The sequence below is a fragment of the Bifidobacterium sp. 7101 genome (assembly GCF_000499285.1).
Lineage (GTDB): Bacteria > Actinomycetota > Actinomycetes > Actinomycetales > Bifidobacteriaceae > Bombiscardovia > Bombiscardovia apis_A.
In genome coordinates, this window is record NZ_AWUN01000001.1 from 1 (window position 1) to 19,614 (window position 19,614).

Below are 19,614 nucleotides of genomic sequence, written 5' to 3' on the forward strand. Positions count from 1 at the left end.
GGCCACAGGCGATCGAACACGGAACACGCGTCCACCATCCGGTCCCCGAACCACCAGAAGACCCCATGCCCTTCGCCTGAAGGGGATGGATGAAATTGAAGATTCGCGGCGGTCATGGCCTGGGGGAGACGCCCGGTCCCATTCCGAACCCGGAAGCTAAGACCCAGCACGGCAATGGTACTGCACCCGGAAGAGTGTGGGAGAGTAGCACACCGCCGCCACAACACGTGAATATGGGAGGCATATTCAGGAGGAGATCCTGAATATGCCTCCTTTTTCATATTCGCATTCGATATTCAAGGCAATAATGCGGAAATTGTGGCTTGCTTTGCCGCCTGTTGTTTATGGTCCGGGACACCTAGAATGAAAAAGCAGCCAAATCAGGTGTGCAAACACCGTATGCGAAGAAAGCGGATGAGCATGGGCAAAAGAATCATTCTTGTAGGAGCCACCGGCAGGGTGGGTGCATCGGCCCTCGCGAACCTGGTCAAAGCCGGCCATGAAGTTGTCGCCTGCGCGCGGGGGGCCTCGAAGATTCAGGCAAGCCAGCAGGTGGAGCCTCTGACCTTGGATCTGCACAACCCGCTTTCCCAGGTAACCGACGCATTCCGCAAGAGGCAAGCGGACGCTGTCGTCTTCACCGCAGGCTCACGCGGCAAGGACATCAACCAGATCGACGCCCTGGGAGCCATGAAGACCATAGAGGCCGCCAAAAAGGTCGGCATCACCAGGTACATCATGCTGGGGGCTATGTATGCAGCGGACTGGCTGCGCTGGGAGCAGCCACAGGTCAAACCAGCCATCGACGCCCTGGCCGACTACTACGTGACCAAGAACATGGCCGACCAGTACCTGATCGGCTCCGGGCTGGACTACACCATCATCGAGCCGGGCAGCCTCACCGAGCAGAAGGGCACTGGAACCATCCAGGTGGAGCCGGACGGCCCCGGACCCATACCGATTCCCGACGTGGCGCAATGCCTGGCCGACTGCGTCGACCTCCCCCAGACCATAGGCCGGATCTACAACATCACCGGAGGCAGCACACCCATCACACAGGCCCTCACCGAAAAACGGTGACGGAACTCGCTCATTCTTCAAGAGCAGTTCTGACGGTAAGCTACGGCGTGTATGTACAACAACGGCAATGGTACCTTAGTTGCAATGCATGTTGCCGCTAATCGCGCGTTGGCACGCTGCGTCCCTGTAATCTCGGTGAAGATGAGGTTGCCTTGGGGACCGGACGAATCCTAAGGAGGTCGTTAATGAACATCACCAATTTCCGGGATCTGGGAGGCATTCGGACCATCCATGGCCGCCGGGTCCGCCCCCAAAGGTTCATCCGGTCAGGGCAGCTGGTCGGCCTGGACGAAGATACGAAGAGGGAACTGGTCGACCGCTACCGGGTGACGCAGGTCGTGGACTTCCGCCGGCCCTTCGAGAGACAAGAAAGTCCGGACGACAGGATTGATGGTGTGACCTTTACCAACATTGATCTGCTGGAACAAAGTGGTACCAACGGCGCCAGCTTGGACGATTTCGCCTCGCTGGGTTTAGCGGATCAGGTCAACGGCCACATGTTGAATGTCTACCATGACCTGGTCATGAATCCCGCGGCCCAGCAGGGGTATGGGAAGTTCCTGCGCATCGTCGTGGACAACGCCCAGGGGGCCACGCTCTTCCACTGTTTCGCCGGCAAGGACCGGACCGGGTTCGCAGCAGCCCTGGTGCTCTGGCTGCTGGAGGTGGACGACGACCAGATATTCGCCGACTATCTGAAGACCAACCAGGAGAGGGTCGCGGCCAACAACCAGCTGCTGGACCAATTCAGGGCAAAAGGCTTCGACCAGGATTCACTGGATGCACTGCAGATTGCGCTCTGCGTCAAGAAAGAATACCTGGCTCATGCTCAACAGACCGTGCTCCAGGCATACGGGGATGTCTTCACTTACGCCCAGCAGGCTCTGGGGTTCGGGCCCGACCAGGTGGAGGTCCTGCGCCGCAACCTGCTGGAGTAACCGCACAGGGCTTGAGCTGGCTGAGACGGGTAGACTCGAGCCTAGACGTCAATCACGAGGAGGACATTGTGCGATACATGAATTTAGGACGGTCAGGATTCCGGGCCTCCCGTGTGGCCCTGGGGGTCATGCGGATCGATCAGAAGAGCCGCGAGGAAGCGCGGACCATTGTGGAGACGGCCATGAATGCGGGCGTGGACTTCTTCGACACGGCAGACTGCTACCATGCCGGGGCCAGCAGTCGTGCCCTGGGACAAGCTTTGAAGGATCTGAGCGTAGATCGGAACAGCGTGGGCATCCAGACCAAGTTCGGCATCTTCCGCAACCCGGACAGCGACCAGATCACCCGCTACGACTTCTCCAAGGATCATCTGCTGAAGGCCCTGGATGAGGAGCTGGTCAACCTGCAGACTGACCATGTCGACTTCGTGCTGCTGCATCGACCCGATACTCTGGTCGACTTGGACGATCTGGCTGAGGCTTTCAATGAGCTGCAGTCCAGCGGGAAGGTTCGGCACTTCGGTGTCAGCAACGTCAACCCAATGCAGGTGGAGCTGTTGCAGAGCGCGGTAAGCCAGCGGCTGGAGGTCAACCAGCTGCAGTTCGGACTGGGGCACACCGGCATGGTCGACCAGGAGATTCACGTCAACATGGGCGATGATCCCAGCCTGGATCATGATGGCGGTCTTCTGGCCTATTCGCGGCTCAAGTCCATGACCATTCAGGCCTGGAGCCCCTTCCAGACTGGATACTTCGACGGTGTCTTCCTGGACAATCCCCACTATCCCGAACTCAACGCCGAGCTGGACAAACTGGCCGAGCAGCATGGAGTGGCCAAGAGCGCTATTGCTGTGGCCTGGATCCTGCGGCACCCCGCTGGCATACAGGTGCTCCTGGGATCCATGAACCCCGAGCGCATCACCCAGATGGCCGCTGGTGCGGATGTGGATCTGACAGCTCAGGAATGGTACGACCTCTACCTGAGCGCCGGTCACGACCTGCCCTGATCCCCGGCTGTAGGGTCGCTCGCGTCCGCATGGTTTCTGTTCAGTTTCACCGTTTCAGATTATGAAGGTTTGCGTCCTGCCAGTCTGATCTTGCATCAATCTTCTTGCGTCAGCTGGCAGGATCTGCCTGGTAGGGCATCGGACGCCGTGAGTGTATAAGATGCACAGAAGGATAGTCAGATTGGTTTCGAGGTAGTCGTACGCTGTCATGCATTATTTCACCCCACGACGTTGCGCTGCTACGTCCAAGATCATGTATCACGATCGGGTCAAGGCCCAGCAGGCCGCCGACCGCAGCATGGTCGAACGCGACGTTCTTCTATGGGTCTACCGCTGTGACTACTGCGGAAGCTGGCATTTGACCAGCCATGAGCCGGGCTCCTATCAGCGCGTGAGAGCGGTCTCACGCGCTTCAAAACCACACAGTCGCAAACGTGGGTACAAGCCACGTCACAGGTGAGGCAGTCATTGCCTACCAAGTTAATTTGGATTGATTCTGCCGGCCCCAAGCAGCAAGATTGGATTCCGTTGATTTCGCTGCTCGGGGCCGATTGCACTCGTCTGTTCACTTAAAGCTGGTGAACTAGGCCGGTGAACTTATCGGGTGGCCGTTACGTTGTCTAGCAGGCTGGGTCGAAGCCCTGTCGGCGAATCGAATCAAGCATTGGTTCATGGCCGGAGGCAGGGTTACGAACCTTGTCGGCCATCATGGCGCTGAATGAGCGGTGGGGATCGTCCATGTGCCGGATGTCGCGATAATAGCGGGTGACCGTCTGGTCGAAGTCGGCCAGGGCATCCTTCATGTCTGCATCCTCATCGGCCAGCTGATAGGTGTTGGTAAAGATTTGCGCCTGACGAGGCATCCTGGGCTTGGGATCCGGATCCTGGGCCGGGTGACCGATGGCGAGACCCAGCACCGGATAGACCAGTTTGGGCAGTTTCAGCAAATCAATCAACCTGTCTGTGTCATTGATGACGCTGCCCAGAATGACTCCGCCAAGGCCCAGCGCGTTGGCCGCGGTCTCCATGGCGTGTAGGGCCAAGACAGCATCGTTCTGCGACTGCAGGAAGACATAACCGGAGTTGAGCAGGGTGGTATCCGGGTCCAGATCATCGGCGAATCGTCGGACCAGGTCGGCATTGCGACGCTGGTCTGCCAGGAAGATGTAGAGCAACGGGGCTTCGGCGACATAGCGCTGATGGGCCATGTCGGCAATGGCAAGCGCCTCATCATGGTCCGTCACTCTGATGGCCGACCATTCATGGAAGTACCGGCTGGTCGCTGCATGCTGGGCCGCCTGCTCCAGCAGGGCGACGGTCTGTTCGTCAACGGGTTCGTCTGTGAATCCGCGGATGGAGCGTCTCTCTAGCAAGGTCCGTATGGTGGGATTGTCGGCCGCATTCGTGGCCGGGGTTTTCTGTGCGTTTGATAAGGTCATTTTGACATTCTGACCGTCAATGCCTTCCAATGCAAGACCTTGTCGTCAAAATCACGCAATCAGCGTTATCTGGACCGGTCTGGTTATCAGTCAGCGTCCCTTGCTTTCAGCGCTGGTGACGACGGTCGATCAGAGCCTGGGAACCCCGCTCGGACAGACCTGTGACCAAGGCGATAACGGCTGCCGATAGAACGCCGAAGAGAAGACCGTCAGTAGCACTCTCCTGATCCTCTTCAGGGCTGTCCACGCCTCCGTTGCGCTTGCGGACCAGTCCGCTCCAGAAGGACTGGAAGAGCTTGCCCGCCAGCAGTGCGGCGATGCTGGGAAGAGCGAATTTGACCAGCTTGTCTGTCAGTGAGTCCGGATCCGATTCAATAGAGTTGCGCATGTCATTCACCTTGCCATCCACCTGATGAAGCATGCCGACCACTTGGTCGGCCATCCCGCCAGGTTCCCGTCCTGAGTCCGTCATAGGTCCATTATCCCACACGCATGGGGTTAAAATACCATGCATGGATACTGAGAAAAACGCGGCGGGCAATGATGCCTCGGCTGAGAGTGAGGGCTACGCCGTGCTGTTACGGCATGGTCAGACTATTTGGAGCAAAACTGGACAGTATACGGGACGCACCGATATTCCCTTGACTGACCAAGGATGTGAGCAAGCTAGAGAGGCTGGTCGGAAACTGGCCAAAGCCTTTCCTAAGGGGTTTGACGCTGGTTGTGTTTTTTCCAGCCCTCTACGACGTGCCAGGCAGACAGCCGAGCTGGCCGGCTTTCCTGATCCGACACCGATGGATGAGATTCTGGAGTGGGATTATGGTCCGGCTGAGGGGCATCGTCCTCAAGATGTGGTGGCTAGTCTCGGCCGTGACTGGAAATTGTGGGTCGACGGCCCGCGGGCCTTGGGCATCAAGGAACTGACTGGTGACCGAGTGGTCGTTCTGCCTTCAGGTAATCGTGTTCCAGTGCACGTGACCCGCGGTGAAAGTCTGGATCAGGTGGCCGCTCGTGCGCGAGAGATAGTCGAATGGCTTGAACCCCAGGTATGTGCTGGGCGGCATGTGCTCCTGGTGGCGCACGCTCATATTCTGCGCATCCTGACCACGCAGTGGTTAGCCTTAGACCCAAGCAAGGCACAGTTGTTCAGGATGAATACGGCGCATTACGGTGTTCTTGGCATCTACCAGGGGGAGCGCGTGCTCAGGCAGTGGAATGTGTGACTCGACTCTTCACCATTACCTTTGCTGATGGTGTAATACCTTGCCTCTAGGCAACAGTCTTTTATGTGCGTCAGCTGTTCCTTACTTGGTTGACTTGCTGCTTAGGAAACATTTGCGTGACAGGCCGTAGCACCGACGGTATTATCACAGGTATTAGGGGAATAGCAGCAGCTCCGAATAGTGCTTTTTGGTATTCACGAGCGGTCTGTGGCATTAGGATTGGCATTTATGGTCACACTGCAGGATGTCGCCCGCGAGGCTGGGGTGTCGATAGCTACGGCGTCTTGGGCCATTAATGATAATAGACATGTCAGGATTCCTGAAGCGACGCAGGAAAGGGTTCGCAAAGTAGCTCAGAAACTTGGGTATAGGCAGAATGCGCTGGCTCGTGGTCTGGCGCGAGGGCAGTCCGATTTGATTGGTTTTATCAGCGATGGAGTTGCGACATCTCCATTTGCCGGTCAAGTTCTCCAAGGAGCGCAGGATGAAGCTTGGAGGAGTAATAAGCTGCTGCTCGTCATTGATACGAATGGAGATGATGAGATAGCAAGCAAAGCTTGTGCCTTCATGCTGGAACATCAAGTGGAGGGAATAGCATATTCCAGTTGGGTACATCATTTGGTTACTCCGCCAAATGAATTGTCCAAAGTGAATACTGTACTCATTAATTGTTTTGACTCAGCAATGCGATACCCAGCGGTAGTGCCGGATGAGGTGCAGGGGGGTGAGGCTGCCACAAATCTGTTGTTGGCTGCTGGACACACTCGAGTGGCATTTATAAATGACAAAGTCCGCACACCGGCTTCAGTTGGCAGGTTAAAAGGTTATAAGCAGGCTCTTGCTAAAGCAGGTATACCTTATGATCCCTCGTTGGTTATCCTGCGGACTGCTGATCAGGAGGGTGGCTACAGCGCAGCTGAAGCGGTTTTAGCAAGCGGCGCAGATTCGGTATTCTGCCATAATGATCGCACGGCAATGGGTTTGTATGATGCCTTGAAAAGTAGAGGGAAACGCATACCAGAAGACTTCTCGATTGTCGGATTTGATAATCAAGAAGTAATAGCGAATCACTTGCATCCTGCACTTTCAACGGTAGGGCTACCTCAATACGCGCTCGGAGTTCTCGGGATACGTTTATTGCTCGCAAACAATAGGCAAACGAAACAAAGTTCCGTCGCAAACGATAATAAAGAGTCTGCAAAAACCAATATGAGAATTGTATCCAGGCAAGAAACGTTGGTGCCGTGTCCAGTGGTGAAACGTCGATCGGTCAAACATGTTTGACTGATAAGCATTAGATAACCGATGGCATTGCTGGCTTAACGGAATAGTGAGTTGACAAACATAAAACCACCGGTCTATATTAATGCTTAATCGCTTAAATGTTTAAGCGATTAAGCAGTGTGATGGAGCCAGCTATAAGCCTCATCAATCTGATCAAGGAGGTTCAGATGCAAGTCCGGATGAAGGCCATCGGAGCTCTTGCAAGCATAGCGTGCATGATCTCAATCGGTGGATGTGGCAGACAAAGCGATTCATCTTCGGCCCAGGACAATACTGCATTAAAGACGATTGATGCTAAACCAGCCAAAGGCGAAATAACAATGTGGGCTATGGGTGCCGAGGGGGAGGCTATGCCCAAGTTCATTAAACAATTCGAACAGGAGAATCCCGATGTGAAAATCAAGCTCACCACTCTCCCCTGGAGCAGCTATAGAGAGAAATTCCGTACTGCTGTTGCCTCAGGTACAGGTCCGGACATCTCGATGGCGGGCAATGCCGATCTAGCGGCATTTTCTGATGCATTCTCGCCTGCGCCATCGAATTTTGACCTAACGGATATTCCGATGTCATTGCGAAAAATCTCGAATGTCAACGGACGACAGATAGCAATACCCTTCTATGCTGATCCGCGAGTCATGTTCTACCGCACTGATATCGCCCAACAAGCCGGATGGAACCGCGCTCCCAAAACATGGGATGAACTGAAGCAAATGGCTTCAGACGTTCGGAAGGTAGATGGAGTCAGCTCTGGAATTTATATAGGACCGGCAGGTACTGACTCCTTCCAGAATTATCTCTTCTGGGCTTACTCCAACGGAGCTTCAATAATGAATGCCGATCATTCGAAATATACCTTTGATACGCCTGAGTTCAAAGGAGCTTTGGAGTATACCACTGATCTATTTAAGACTGGTATCGCGGATCCGAATGTAAGTATTGAAGCGGGAGCGGATTTGCAGCAGTTCGTAGCCGGGAAAATACCCATTATGTTCACCTCGCCATATGCGCTCACAGAGCTTAAAAAGCTAGGCGGCGAAGATTTTAATAATAGGTATGCAACTGCTGTTTTGCCAAAAAGCAAATCTTCAACTTCCTTCGTTGGCGGTGCCAATGTGGCTGTTTGGAAAAATTCGAAGAACAAGCAGGCGGCTTGGAAGTATATTCAATGGTTCCTTAAGCCAGAGACACAAGTTGAATTCTATAAGGCATCCAGTGATTTGCCTGCGTCAACCAAGGCTACTCAGAATAAGGTCCTGTCCGACAATCCAAAGATGGTCCCGTTCCTCGAACAGGTTAAGGATGTTAAGTCTGTGCCATATGCCTCTACTTGGCCCCAGCTTCTTGCATACTCTGATAAAGAGTTTGAACATATTTGCAAAGGTACGGTAACTGTTGATGTCGGACTAGCAGACATTCAAAAGCAAGCCGACTCCTTGGGTGTAGGAAAGTGAACTGGTTTTATGCGTCGAGATAGGAACCAATCCTCTGACGTGAAGGCGATGACGGTTCTGCGTCGCCGCAGAACCGTCATCGCCTGGGGGTTCTCTTTACCGTTCGTCATTGTTTTCGTGCTGTTTATGCTGGTGCCTCTGTTGTCATCGCTGGCGATGTCTTTCACGGACATAGGCTCTAGTGATATTCAGACGCCTTTCAACGTGAACTTCGTGGGATTCCATAATTTCATGTCTTTGTTCAGCGATAAGCAATTCTGGAGTTCCATGCGGGTTACGGCCTTGTTTGTTTTGGTTGGTTTGCCCCTTACCATGGCTGTCGCTCTGGCTTTGGCTGTGGCTCTGAACAAGGGACTGCGCCGTGTTAATGCCTTTTTCCGGGCACTGTTCTATGCGCCAGTGGTGGCATCAACCATAGCCATAGCAGTCGTGTGGCGATACATTCTTCAGAACGATGGCTTACTTAATTCATTGCTTGCGATAATTAATGTGCAAGGTCCTGACTGGCTGCATGATACACGAACCGCGTTGCCTTCTTTGATCGTAATGGCAACCTGGCGGAATGTAGGAACCTTGATGATTATCTTCATCGCAGGTTTGCAGGCCATACCAACTGAGGTTTTGGAAGCCGCATCTATGGATGGGGCTGGAGAATGGACAAAGTTCAGATGCATCGTGTTGCCGTTGCTGAAACCTACGCTTCTGCTTGGCGCGGTTCTGCAATCAGTCTCATATCTGCAATTCTTTGATGAACCGTTTGTGATGACTGAAGGAGGGCCTCTTGGGTCTACCTTGTCAGCTTCGTATTACATTTACGAAAAATTCGGATTCGGGCAATACGGTATTTCTTCCGCTGCCAGCTATGTCCTTTTTATCATCATCGCCGCTGTCAGCGCTCTTCAATTCAGATTGATGAGGAATAAGGATGAGTGAATCAATGAAATCATCGGTAGCAGTTCCCTCTAGTCGACAGCGTCAATCGAGAATGATGGACGCAATCGTCCCTGATAACCGCCCTTCGTTATGGAGAAGGTTTCGTAGAGCTCACGGTATTACATACACTGTTCTTACTCTCTTCGCTTGTATTTGGATCTTTCCTTTCTGTTGGATGATTTTGGGATCGTTGAAAACTCAACGCGAGATCATGCGAATACCTCCCACCTTTCTTCCTCAGAACCCGACTTTTAGTAACTTCACGCGTTGGTTTACCGAACTTGATTTCGGCACCTTCTTTATAAATAGTGCTATCGTTGCCGTCGTCACAACATTAGGGAATCTCGTATTCTGCTCAATGGTTGGGTATGCTCTGGCCAAAATCGATTTTGCCGGCAAGAACCTACTTTTCGGACTGGTAATGATAACTTTGATGGTGCCGAGCGTGGCAACTTTTGTGCCGCTGTTTGTCATCATTACGAACATGCACATGCTCAATACGTACATGTCTCTGATATTGCCCTTCTTGACACAGCCGCTAGGTGTCTTTTTGATGAGACAATTCATGATGGGTATTCCAGATGCCCTATTGGAGGCTGGAAGGATAGACGGGGCAGGCGAGTTGCGGATTTTCTTCCAGATCGTTCTTCCTCAATGCAAACCACCTATGGCGACTCTGGCTGTCTTAACATTTCTCTCTTCTTGGAATAACTTTCTTTGGCCGCTCGTTGCGGCGCAGTCAAACAAGATGTATACGCTGCCTGTTGCCTTGTCTTTGTACTCCACGGGTCAGCAGGCTACGGACTATAGCATTCTTTTAGCAGGTGCGGTACTGGTTGTTACCCCGATTCTCTTGCTATTCATCTTCTTGCAGAAGTACTTCATCCAGGGGGTGACAATGAGCGGCATCAAATAACCAAGTATTGGAATCGATTCTCGGTTTAAGTGGAGCCCAAACGTGTCGACTGCAACTGAATGTAAAGGTGTTGCTGTTTAGCCACGGAATTCGGTCCGCATCTCCGCAGATCGTAAATTCCTTTAATTGCAATTAACCTGTTGCGCATAATCGCCCAGCAGGTTGTGGCTCATGAAAGGGCGCATGATGAACAAATTGTATTATCAATTTCCAGGCACTTGGTTCGGTGACTGTATGCCGTTTGGCAAAGGTGATGAATTCTATCTATTCCACCAGAGGGATACGCGTAGGCCTGTTCCGTTTGGTGAGCCATTTGGGTGGAGCTTGGTAACGACCAAGGATTTTGTCCACTACCAGGATCACGGGGTGGTATTGCCCCCTGGAGGGAAGGATGATCAGGATCAGTTCATATATGCAGGGAGTGTGTGTGAGGCAGAAGGTCAATATCACATTTTCTATACTGGCTATAATCGTGACTATTCAGCCAAAAAGATGACTTCTCAAGTTCTCATGCATGCAACCAGTACGGATCTGCTTCATTGGCATAAGACTAATGATGAGCTTACTTTCAAACCTCAGCCAGGATATGATGCAGATGACTGGCGTGACCCATGGATTATATGGGATCCTGACAATAAGCGGTATTTGCTGATCCTGGGGACTCGCTTGCAAGGGCCGAAAACTATGCAGACAGGTAGAACCGTTCAGTTTTCCTCTCAGGATTTGCAACATTGGAATTTTGAAGGTGACTTCTGGGCTCCTGGAATGTATACCATGCATGAAATGCCAGACCTTTTTAAAATTGGGGATTGGTGGTATCACATTGTCACTGAATACAGTGATCGGCATGGAATGACATATAGGATGTCCCATAGCTTGAAAGGTCCCTGGATTGCCAAATGGGATGATGCTTTTGATGGCAGTGCATATTATGCGGGTCGTACTTTCGAGCTGAATGGCAAAAGAGTGCTATTTGGCTGGGTTGGTACCAAAGAGCATAATACGGATGATGGCAATTACGAATGGGGAGGTACTTTCGTGCCTCACCAAATATCTCAACGCGATGACGGAACACTTGCAGCCGCACCGGTTGATACCTTGTGGTCAGCTTTCGCTGAAGGAGAGTGTCTGCCGGATCGCACTTTAACTGGGGTTTATGAGCGCAGCGTTCAGACGCTCGCTTCAGAATGCGGCTCCCTATTCGCATTTGAAGCTGATTTGTCATATGACAAGGAAACGAGCTCATTTGGTATTTTAATCAATGGTGATCCGAAAACTGGCGAAGCCTATAGATACATATTCAATGTGAGTGAGCAACGCGTTGAATTCGATGGTGTGCCTAATTATCCTTGGTTTACAGTTATGAATATAGGTTTGAATAGGCCTATCCAATTGGCGCCGGGGCGAGTTTGTCATCTTCAGGTGATTGTCGATGACACAATAGTTACAATATATGTTAACGGTGTGGCGTTGACCAGCAGAATGTACAGCCACCATGGCGGTACGCTCGGGGCTTTTGTGACGAACGGATCAATTCATCTTTCGCATATGGAGTTGCATCGCGGATTACGCTAATTGACCAGTATCGTATCAAGATTCTTCGGTGGAGCTGTACTGCTTCGCTCGATGAGAGCGGCAGTACAGCTTTCAAAAGGAGCATTCGTCTTTCCTGTACTGAGCAGGTCAAGTATTTTAGCGCCGGTGATCATACCCAGCTGAATCGGCAGTTGCCTTATGGTTGTCAATCCCGTTTCTCTGGCATAACGGCTATCGTCGAATCCGATTATGGAGAATTGACCAGGGACCGCAACGTTTCTACGTCGTAATTCCAATAACAATGGAATGGCAATTTCGTCGTCCTGACAAGCTACAGCTGTCGGTCGGCTCTTCATCGTCAAAAGTCTGTCAGATAGGACTTCTGCCATATTCGGCTTGCGCTCAGTCATTATTAGTCGCGGATTGATATCCTTGAGTTTACAAGTCCGAGCGAATGATTCCCAACGTCTATTTGCACTGAAGCGCAGTATATGTTCTGCCGTTCGAGTTGCGACAAAAACGATGTTCTGGTGTCCTAATGACATGAGGTGATTGGCCATAATAGTTCCTCCGTGAAGATCATCCGTATTAACGGAGGCGGCCATCCTTGAATCGATAGGCGAATTTATGCCGATTAGTGGGACACCCATAGTCGCTAATCGGTCGATTTCGCGGGTCTTAATATCGAATGATGAGACAATGACGGCATCTACGTTGCGGCGCTCAGGCAGATCATCGAAAAAACATTGCTGTTCCCTGTAAGTTCCGATTTGCCAGATTGCGAGATCATACTCTGCTGGTCGAAGAACCGCATCCAATCCTTCCAGAATCGAAGCGTTGAACCATGAGCTGATTGGGCCGCTGACTAATAAAGCAATCCTGAATGCTCTGCCGGATTTTAGAGCTGTTGCTGATCGAAGAATAGTAAAGCCAAGTTTTCGAGCCATCTCTATAACGCGATGCCTGGTTTTCGCCGAGACGAGGTCGGGCCTGTTGAACGCTCTGGATACAGTTGATACAGAAACATGCGCAGCGGCGGCAACTTCTTGTATGGTTGCTCCCATCGGTACCTTTCTATCAAGAATCCCAATGAAATGAATAAGGGCGAGTTGTCATATTCTTGCGGAAATGTAACCCGCCCTTGGAATCATATGTTCAGGTTGACCCACGCTGTCGTATCTTTTGGTAGCTTTCCTCCAGGACAATCTGAGGAGGCAATGATGATTCTCCCGTCGGGTAGAGAGATGGGCGTTTCTCCAAAGTTGGTTATTACAGCTAATCTAGAGCCTTTATGAATAGTTGGTCTGCTGTACGCTATGACATGTCTGCTATCGTATTTCCGTAGCCACGAAAGCTTAGTATCCCATGTTTTGGTGAGGAGCTTTTTCCTCACCTCTATAACGCTCTTGTACAGCATCAACATAGAGGAGCTATCTTCGCGCTCGCCTTCGACGGTGAAATCTTTGAACCATAAAGGCTGTGGAAGATGGGGGTTAGAGGGAGTGCGACTTTCAGTATCCGAAAATCCGAAGGATGCGCCAGTACCAAAATGCTTGTTCCAAACGGCTGGATCTGGCATATCCCGAGAGGACCAGGGAAGTGGTACACGACATCCGTCACGTCCCTTTTCCTTTAAAGCCCCTTGTGATCGAACCGCAGTGGGGTCTTCTAGCATGTTCCATGGTATGTCTGCAACTTCGAACAAACCCAGTTCTTCGCCCTGATAAACATATACAGATCCTGGTAAACCCAGTTCAAGAAGAATAGCTGCTCGTGCTCTTTTAGTTCCAAGTGTTCTGTCCTCAAAATATGATTCACCGTTCCTGAGTACCCAGTCCTTGGCAATTTGATGCTGAGTCCTTGCGGGCACTTGTGGAAGCGCGTATCTGCTGGCATGGCGCACAATATCATGATTACTCATGACCCACGTAGCAGTTGATTTCGATCGCTCAGCCGACATCAGTCCAGTCAATATTGCGTGTTTCATCGACTCAGCCGTCCAGGCCGCTTTTGCAAATTCAAAATTGAAGACTTGGCCTAGTTCATCTTCAGAGGAATATAAGTATTGATGATCAGGGTCTACCCAAGCTTCCCCTACTGCAAACCTAGGAGGGGTATACTCATTGAAAACTTTCCGCCATTCCTTGTATATATCATGCACTTCTGGCCGGTCCCATAGAGGATTAGCACCGTCAGGATTATGTTTATTCTGCAAGCTCCATTTATCCAGATCATTTAGGTCACGAGTCAATACATCTTTAGCCAGTCCATGAGCAACATCGATACGGAATCCATCGGTTCCATGATCAGACCAGAACCGCAGGGTCTCAAGAAAGTCCTTGCGCACATCTTGATTGAGCCAATTGAGGTCGGGCTGTTCTTTCGCGAAAGAATGCATATACCACTCGCCATCGCCAACAAGCTCCCATGCTGAGCCGCCAAATTCTGCAATCCAGTCAGTCGGTGGTATCTCACCATTCTTGCCGCGGCCATGACGGAATATGTATCTATCTCTGGCTGGTGAACCCTTTGGAGAAGCCAGCGCTTCCTTGAACCAAGGGTGTTGATTGGAGGTGTGGTTTGGGACGATGTCTACGATTACACGGATGTCAGCCTTATGCGCGGCGGCGACCATGTTATCGAAATCCGCTATTGTGCCCAAGCGTGAGTCAACATCACGGTAATTGATGACATCGTATCCGCCATCAGCTAAGGCCGATGGGTAAAAAGGGGAAAGCCAGATGGCATCGATGCCCAAATCTGCGAGATAATCGATTTTTGAAGTGATTCCCGGAATGTCGCCGATACCGTCATTGTTTGAATCTTTGAAGCTGCGCGGATAAATCTGATATACGACAGCCTGTTTCCACCAATCGCTGCTGCTTTGATATGAATGCATGTTCTTCCTTTTGCTGCTTCGCCTTAGAAGCGTCGTCGTTGACTCGTGTATGTGATTTTTCCTGTGTCTAGTGCTAATGCAAAGCGCATTGGTCCGCACTCGTCTTTTATCATATGAAGCATTGATGACAACGTTTGCAAATACTAACCATGCTGCGTCTCAAGTTGTGTCTGGTAAGTGGCGGAAACGGCATATTAGAGGTCTGGCCGTTGTGGGATATGAAGTGTCTGACATGACTGAAGTCAAGATTGTCGTGAAAAAGGGAATAATATTTGCCAGAAGAAGTTGAGTGATGTAGGCTCAAGTTTCGGAGTGGTCATGATGGCTGCTTGTCCGGGCCGACGGGAGCCGGCCATCGGGACCACGAACGAAGCGCGAGCGGAGAACGTGAACGATGAGGTGCGGGCCAGAACCCACGCCTCGATTACATCAGGAGGTAACGAGTATGGCACGTGCAGTTGGCATCGATCTGGGAACCACCAATTCCTGCATTGCAACCCTGGAAGGCGGCGAGCCCACGGTAATCGTCAACGCTGAGGGCGCGCGGACCACGCCATCGGTGGTGGCATTCAGCAAGTCCGGCGAGATTCTGGTCGGCGAGGTGGCCAAGCGCCAGGCGGTCACCAACGTGGACAGGACCATCAGCTCGGTCAAGCGTCACATGGGCACCGATTGGTCTGTCGAGATCGACGGCAAGAAGTGGACCCCTCAGGAAATTTCGGCCCAGATTCTTATGAAGCTCAAGAGGGACGCCGAGTCCTACCTGGGCGAACCCGTCACTGACGCGGTCATCACCTGCCCTGCATACTTCAACGACGCTCAGCGCCAGGCCACCAAGGATGCCGGCAAGATCGCCGGTCTGAACGTCCTGCGCATCATCAACGAGCCCACGGCTGCGGCTCTGGCCTACGGTCTGGAGAAGGGCAAGGAGGATGAGCGCATCCTGGTCTTCGATCTGGGCGGCGGCACCTTCGATGTCTCCCTGCTGGAGATCGGCAAGGATGACGACGGCTTCTCCACCATCCAGGTCCAGGCCACCAACGGCGACAACAAGCTGGGCGGCGACGACTGGGATCAGAAGATTATCGACTGGCTGGTCAGCGAGGTCAAGAACAAGTACAACGTGGATCTGTCCAAGGACAAGATTGCCCTGCAGCGACTCAAGGAGGCCGCCGAGCAGGCCAAGAAGGAGCTGAGCTCCTCCTCGTCCACCAGCATCTCTATGCAGTACCTGGCCATGACCCCCGACGGGACTCCAGTCCACCTGGACGAGACCCTGACCCGCGCCCACTTCGAAGAGATGACATCCGACCTGCTGGGCCGTTGCCGCACGCCCTTCAACAACGTGCTGCACGATGCCGGCATTTCGGTTCAGGACATCGATCACGTGGTGCTGGTCGGCGGCTCCACCCGTATGCCCGCCGTCAAGGACCTGGTCAAGGAACTGACCGGCGGCAAGGAAGCCAACCAGACCGTCAACCCCGATGAGGTTGTGGCCGTTGGCGCTGCCGTGCAGTCCGGCGTCATCAAGGGCGACCGCAAGGACGTGCTGCTGATCGACGTGACCCCGCTCTCTCTGGGCATCGAGACCAAGGGCGGCATCATGACCAAGCTGATCGACCGCAACACCGCCATCCCCACCAAGCGGTCCGAAGTCTTCTCGACCGCCGAGGACAACCAGCCCTCCGTGCTGATCCAGGTCTACCAGGGCGAGCGTGAGTTCGCCCGTGACAACAAGCCTCTGGGGACCTTCGAGCTGACCGGTATCGCTCCGGCCCCGCGTGGCGTTCCTCAGATCGAGGTCACCTTCGACATCGACGCCAACGGCATCGTGCACGTCTCCGCCAAGGACAAGGGCACCGGCAAGGAGCAGTCCATGACCATCACCGGCGGTTCCGCCCTGCCCAAGGACGAGATCGACCGCATGGTCAAGGAGGCCGAGGCTCATGAGGCCGAGGACAAGCAGCGTCGTGAGGATGCCGACACCCGTAATGCCGCTGAGTCCGCCGCCTACCAGACCGAGAAGCTGGTCAACGACAACAAGGACAAGATCTCCGACGAGGTGGCCAAGGAGGTCACCGACAAGGTCAACGCTCTGAAAGAGGCTCTGAAGGGCGAGGACATGGACAAGATCAAGAACGCCCAGAGCGAGCTGATGACCTCTGCCCAGAAGATCGGCCAGGCCCTTTACGCCCAGCAGGGCTCCGCTGACGGTGCAGGCGCTCAGGGCGCTGCAGGTGCCGCCGGTGCTGCCTCGGGTGCAGGCTCCTCCTCGTCCGCTGATGACGACGTGGTGGATGCCGAGGTCGTGGACGACGACGACAAGAAGAAGGACGGCGAGTGACATGTCAGCCTTCGACAAGGATGATGCCGGGCCGCTGAAGGGCGACCCGGCCGCCGCCGGCGGACCGGACGGAAACGAGGCCAAGGCCTCTGACGCCGCCTCGACGCCCGACCAGGAAGCGGCTCGTGGCCGTCACGCCGACAAGACCGCTGCAGACGAGAGCCAGGCGGCCAGCCAGTCCTCGTCGGATTCCTCCTCCAAGGACGGGTCGTCATCGGATGCTCAGGCTGATGACAAGACTGATGCTGACTCGGCCAAGGAAGACGGTGCCGACAAGGGATCAGGGGGGCTGACTCCTCTGGGCCGGGCCAAGAAGGAGGCCGCTGATTATCTGGAGGCCCTTCAGCGCGAGCGGGCCGAGTTCGTCAATTTCCGCAACCGCGCCAAGAAGGAGCAGGACATCTTCCGCCAGCATGGCATTGTGGATGTGCTGACCGCCCTCCTTCCGGCCCTTGATGACATTGACAGGATCAAGGAGCACGGGCAGATGGACGACTCCTTCCAGGCCGTGGCCAAGAAGATCGACAAGACCTTTGAGAAGTTCGGTGTCGAAAAGTTCGGTGAAAAAGGCGAGGATTTCGACCCCACCAAGCATGAGGCCATCCTGCACAAGCCGGACCCCGAGGCCAAGAAAGAGACAGTTGACACGGTTGTCGAGGCAGGCTATCGGATCGGCGACCGGGTGATCCGGGCCGCCAGGGTGGTGGTGACCTCGCCCGGGCAGTAGCAGGGACGGTGATTGCGGACCTTCCGCAGGCTGAATCGACGCCTTCGCATGCGGCGGCTGGGTGGGTTATGGTCCCGCCCGCCGCCGCACGCGAAAAGGGCGGATTCCAATTCGATATATTCGTAGCTTATGAGGAAAGGAGACATGGATGGCTGAGAATGAATGGCTGAGCAAGGACTATTACAAGGTCCTTGGTGTCTCCAAGGACGCCAGCGAAGCGGAGATCACCAAGGCCTACCGCAAGCTTGCCCGCAAATACCATCCCGATCTCAATAAGACCAAGGAGGCTGAGGAGAAGTTCAAGGAAATCTCCGAGGCCTACGACGTGCTCAGCAACAAGGAGCAACGTCAGAAGTACGATGCCATCCGCCAGTTCGGCATGGGGGGAGCCCGGTTCGCCGGAGGCTCCGGCCAGGGTGGCTTCAACACCGATGCGTTCTCGGACATCTTCGGCTCCATGTTCGGTGGGGCCGGGGCGCCGGGAGGCACCCGAATCCGTTTCGGCGACGGTTCGGGGCAGCCGGACTTTGCTGACATCTTCTCCTCCTTTGGCGGGGGTGCCGGCGGTGGCGGTCGGACCGCTTACCAGGAGAGCAGGCCCAGGCCTGTCAAGGGCGAGGATCGCAACTCGAAAATCGGGTTGTCCTTCCGTCAGGCGGTCAAGGGGGCCACGGTCTCCCTGAGCGTGGGCGGCAAGCGCTTCAAGACGCATATCCCCGCCGGGGTTCGCAACGGCCAGCGGATCAGGTTGGCTGGCAAGGGTCGGCCCGGCAGGGACGGAGGTGCCAATGGCGACCTCTACCTGCAGATCAGCGTCCAGCCCAGCCAGCGGTTCACCATGAAGGACAGGGACCTGGTTATGAACCTGCCAGTGACGGTCTCCGAGGCTGCCCTGGGGGCCAAGGTCCAGGCCCGGGACATCGACGACCAGGTCGTCACCTTCAAGATCCCGGCTGGTTCCTCCAGCGGCGACGAGATCCGCATCGCCGGCAAGGGGGTTCAGGACCGTCGCGGCAAGGGAGACCTGGTGGGGCGGCTTGAGATCCGCATGCCAGGCCGACTGGGTATGGCCCAGAAGAAGGCCATGCATGACTTTGCCAAGTCCAGTGGTGACTTCGACGAGCAGATTGCCGGGGAGCGCATGAAGATATGACGATCCGGGTGCCGGATTAAGTCGGAACGAACAGCGGAGAGGAGTGATGATCATGGTCAGGGTGGATCCCGAGACCAGGCGGATTTATCTGGCCTGTGCTCGCGGCCTGGTGGCCGGGCACATCAGCCTGGATGCTGCCGACGATGCCGGCTTGGACATCGAGTTGCCGGTCTTCAGCGTCGGCCAGGTCGGACAGTTGGCCAACATCCATCCGCAGACCCTGCGCCAATACGACCGGCTGGGTCTGATTGTGCCGGAACGGACCGAGGGGGGTGCGCGCCGATACTCTCTGCGGGATCTGGACCGGCTTGGTCAGGCCCAGCATCTGAGTCAGGACGAGTCCATCAACCTGGCCGGTGTGACCAGGATTCTGGCCCTGGCAGAGGAGAATCGCCAGCTGAGGCGTCAGCTGAGGCGCTCCCACCAGTCACAGGGGTCCAGTATGTTCGCAGCCGCTGCCGATGGTCGGGTTGTCGAAGTCAGGCGGTCCAGCAGGGCCAGGCTCTGGCGGCAGGACACGACGCATGACGAGGCCGATCCGACTGATTCCAAATCGCTGATCGTTTGGAGCGTACGCTCCTGAGACAGGTGAGTGGCCTGTGCTATGGTGTACAGGTTGGTCGCTCGCCCAAGAGCTGCGGCTGATCGTCGCCTGAATGCTTTGAGTACGGGGAAACCGCTTGC

The 19,614-nt window shown here is 54.0% G+C and carries 18 protein-coding genes and 1 rRNA gene; 15 read left to right on the top strand and 4 right to left on the bottom strand.

Features of this window, described 5'->3' with window-relative positions:
- Positions 1–104 precede the first annotated feature (104 nt).
- From rrf to P272_RS09500, 5 genes are all read left to right on the top strand, one after another.
- Positions 105–221: ribosomal RNA gene (gene rrf, locus P272_RS0100005) — 5S ribosomal RNA — on the top strand.
- Between the two features lie 193 nt (positions 222–414).
- Complete coding sequence (locus tag P272_RS0100010; protein WP_052323048.1) at positions 415–1,080, top strand: NAD(P)H-binding protein; 666 nt, start codon at positions 415–417, stop codon at positions 1,078–1,080.
- A gap of 185 nt (positions 1,081–1,265) precedes the next feature.
- Positions 1,266–2,018, top strand: coding sequence for a tyrosine-protein phosphatase (locus tag P272_RS0100015; protein ID WP_044097605.1), 753 nt, complete (start codon positions 1,266–1,268; stop codon positions 2,016–2,018).
- Positions 2,019–2,086: 68 nt separating this feature from the next.
- On the top strand, positions 2,087–3,025 hold the full coding sequence (locus P272_RS0100020) for an aldo/keto reductase (RefSeq protein WP_029677528.1): 939 nt from the start codon (positions 2,087–2,089) through the stop codon (positions 3,023–3,025).
- Between the two features lie 208 nt (positions 3,026–3,233).
- On the top strand, positions 3,234–3,485 hold the full coding sequence (locus P272_RS09500) for a hypothetical protein (protein WP_029677529.1): 252 nt from the start codon (positions 3,234–3,236) through the stop codon (positions 3,483–3,485).
- A 160-nt stretch (positions 3,486–3,645) separates the two neighbouring features.
- Here P272_RS09500 and P272_RS0100035 read toward each other — a convergent pair whose 3' ends face one another.
- Positions 3,646–4,464 (bottom strand): nitroreductase family protein, encoded by an 819-nt coding sequence (locus tag P272_RS0100035; RefSeq protein ID WP_029677530.1) that lies wholly within the window; start codon positions 4,462–4,464, stop codon positions 3,646–3,648.
- Between the two features lie 106 nt (positions 4,465–4,570).
- Positions 4,571–4,936 carry a DUF4235 domain-containing protein gene (locus tag P272_RS0100040; protein ID WP_029677531.1) on the bottom strand — a complete coding sequence of 122 codons (366 nt, stop codon included), beginning with the start codon at positions 4,934–4,936 and terminating at the stop codon, positions 4,571–4,573.
- A gap of 40 nt (positions 4,937–4,976) precedes the next feature.
- Here P272_RS0100040 and P272_RS0100045 point away from each other — a divergent pair, with 40 nt between their 5' ends.
- The 6 genes from P272_RS0100045 (at position 4,977) to P272_RS0100070 (ending at position 11,846) form a co-directional block, all read left to right on the top strand.
- Entirely contained in the window at positions 4,977–5,687 is a 711-nt protein-coding gene (locus P272_RS0100045) for a histidine phosphatase family protein (RefSeq protein ID WP_029677532.1), read from the top strand.
- A 228-nt stretch (positions 5,688–5,915) separates the two neighbouring features.
- Entirely contained in the window at positions 5,916–6,971 is a 1,056-nt protein-coding gene (locus P272_RS08995) for a LacI family DNA-binding transcriptional regulator (protein ID WP_081708953.1), read from the top strand.
- A 167-nt stretch (positions 6,972–7,138) separates the two neighbouring features.
- Complete coding sequence (locus tag P272_RS0100055; protein ID WP_029677534.1) at positions 7,139–8,422, top strand: extracellular solute-binding protein; 1,284 nt, start codon at positions 7,139–7,141, stop codon at positions 8,420–8,422.
- 48 nt (positions 8,423–8,470) lie between these two features.
- Positions 8,471–9,355 (top strand): carbohydrate ABC transporter permease, encoded by an 885-nt coding sequence (locus P272_RS0100060; protein WP_253269645.1) that lies wholly within the window; start codon positions 8,471–8,473, stop codon positions 9,353–9,355.
- Complete coding sequence (locus P272_RS0100065) at positions 9,348–10,271, top strand: carbohydrate ABC transporter permease (RefSeq protein ID WP_155804873.1); 924 nt, start codon at positions 9,348–9,350, stop codon at positions 10,269–10,271. The genes P272_RS0100060 and P272_RS0100065 overlap by 8 nt, the downstream gene beginning before the upstream one ends.
- 183 nt (positions 10,272–10,454) lie before the next feature.
- Positions 10,455–11,846 carry a glycoside hydrolase family 32 protein gene (locus tag P272_RS0100070; RefSeq protein WP_253269627.1) on the top strand — a complete coding sequence of 464 codons (1,392 nt, stop codon included), beginning with the start codon at positions 10,455–10,457 and terminating at the stop codon, positions 11,844–11,846.
- On the opposite strand, the gene P272_RS0100075 is transcribed toward P272_RS0100070, so the two are convergent.
- Positions 11,843–12,871, bottom strand: coding sequence for a LacI family DNA-binding transcriptional regulator (locus tag P272_RS0100075; RefSeq protein ID WP_044097607.1), 1,029 nt, complete (start codon positions 12,869–12,871; stop codon positions 11,843–11,845). The two genes, P272_RS0100070 and P272_RS0100075, sit on opposite strands and share 4 nt — an antisense overlap.
- An 83-nt stretch (positions 12,872–12,954) precedes the next feature.
- Positions 12,955–14,706 carry a glycoside hydrolase family 13 protein gene (locus tag P272_RS0100080; RefSeq protein WP_029677539.1) on the bottom strand — a complete coding sequence of 584 codons (1,752 nt, stop codon included), beginning with the start codon at positions 14,704–14,706 and terminating at the stop codon, positions 12,955–12,957.
- A gap of 445 nt (positions 14,707–15,151) precedes the next feature.
- On the opposite strand from P272_RS0100080, the gene dnaK reads away from it, so the two are divergent.
- The 4 genes from dnaK (at position 15,152) to P272_RS0100100 (ending at position 19,513) form a co-directional block, all read left to right on the top strand.
- Positions 15,152–17,050, top strand: coding sequence for a molecular chaperone DnaK (gene dnaK, locus P272_RS0100085; RefSeq protein WP_024627812.1), 1,899 nt, complete (start codon positions 15,152–15,154; stop codon positions 17,048–17,050).
- Position 17,051: 1 nt separating this feature from the next.
- Entirely contained in the window at positions 17,052–17,777 is a 726-nt protein-coding gene (gene grpE / locus P272_RS0100090; RefSeq protein WP_029677540.1) for a nucleotide exchange factor GrpE, read from the top strand.
- A 148-nt stretch (positions 17,778–17,925) separates the two neighbouring features.
- Complete coding sequence (locus P272_RS0100095; protein WP_029677541.1) at positions 17,926–18,930, top strand: DnaJ C-terminal domain-containing protein; 1,005 nt, start codon at positions 17,926–17,928, stop codon at positions 18,928–18,930.
- 52 nt (positions 18,931–18,982) lie between these two features.
- Entirely contained in the window at positions 18,983–19,513 is a 531-nt protein-coding gene (locus P272_RS0100100) for a heat shock protein transcriptional repressor HspR (RefSeq protein WP_110412787.1), read from the top strand.
- Positions 19,514–19,614 lie beyond the last annotated feature (101 nt).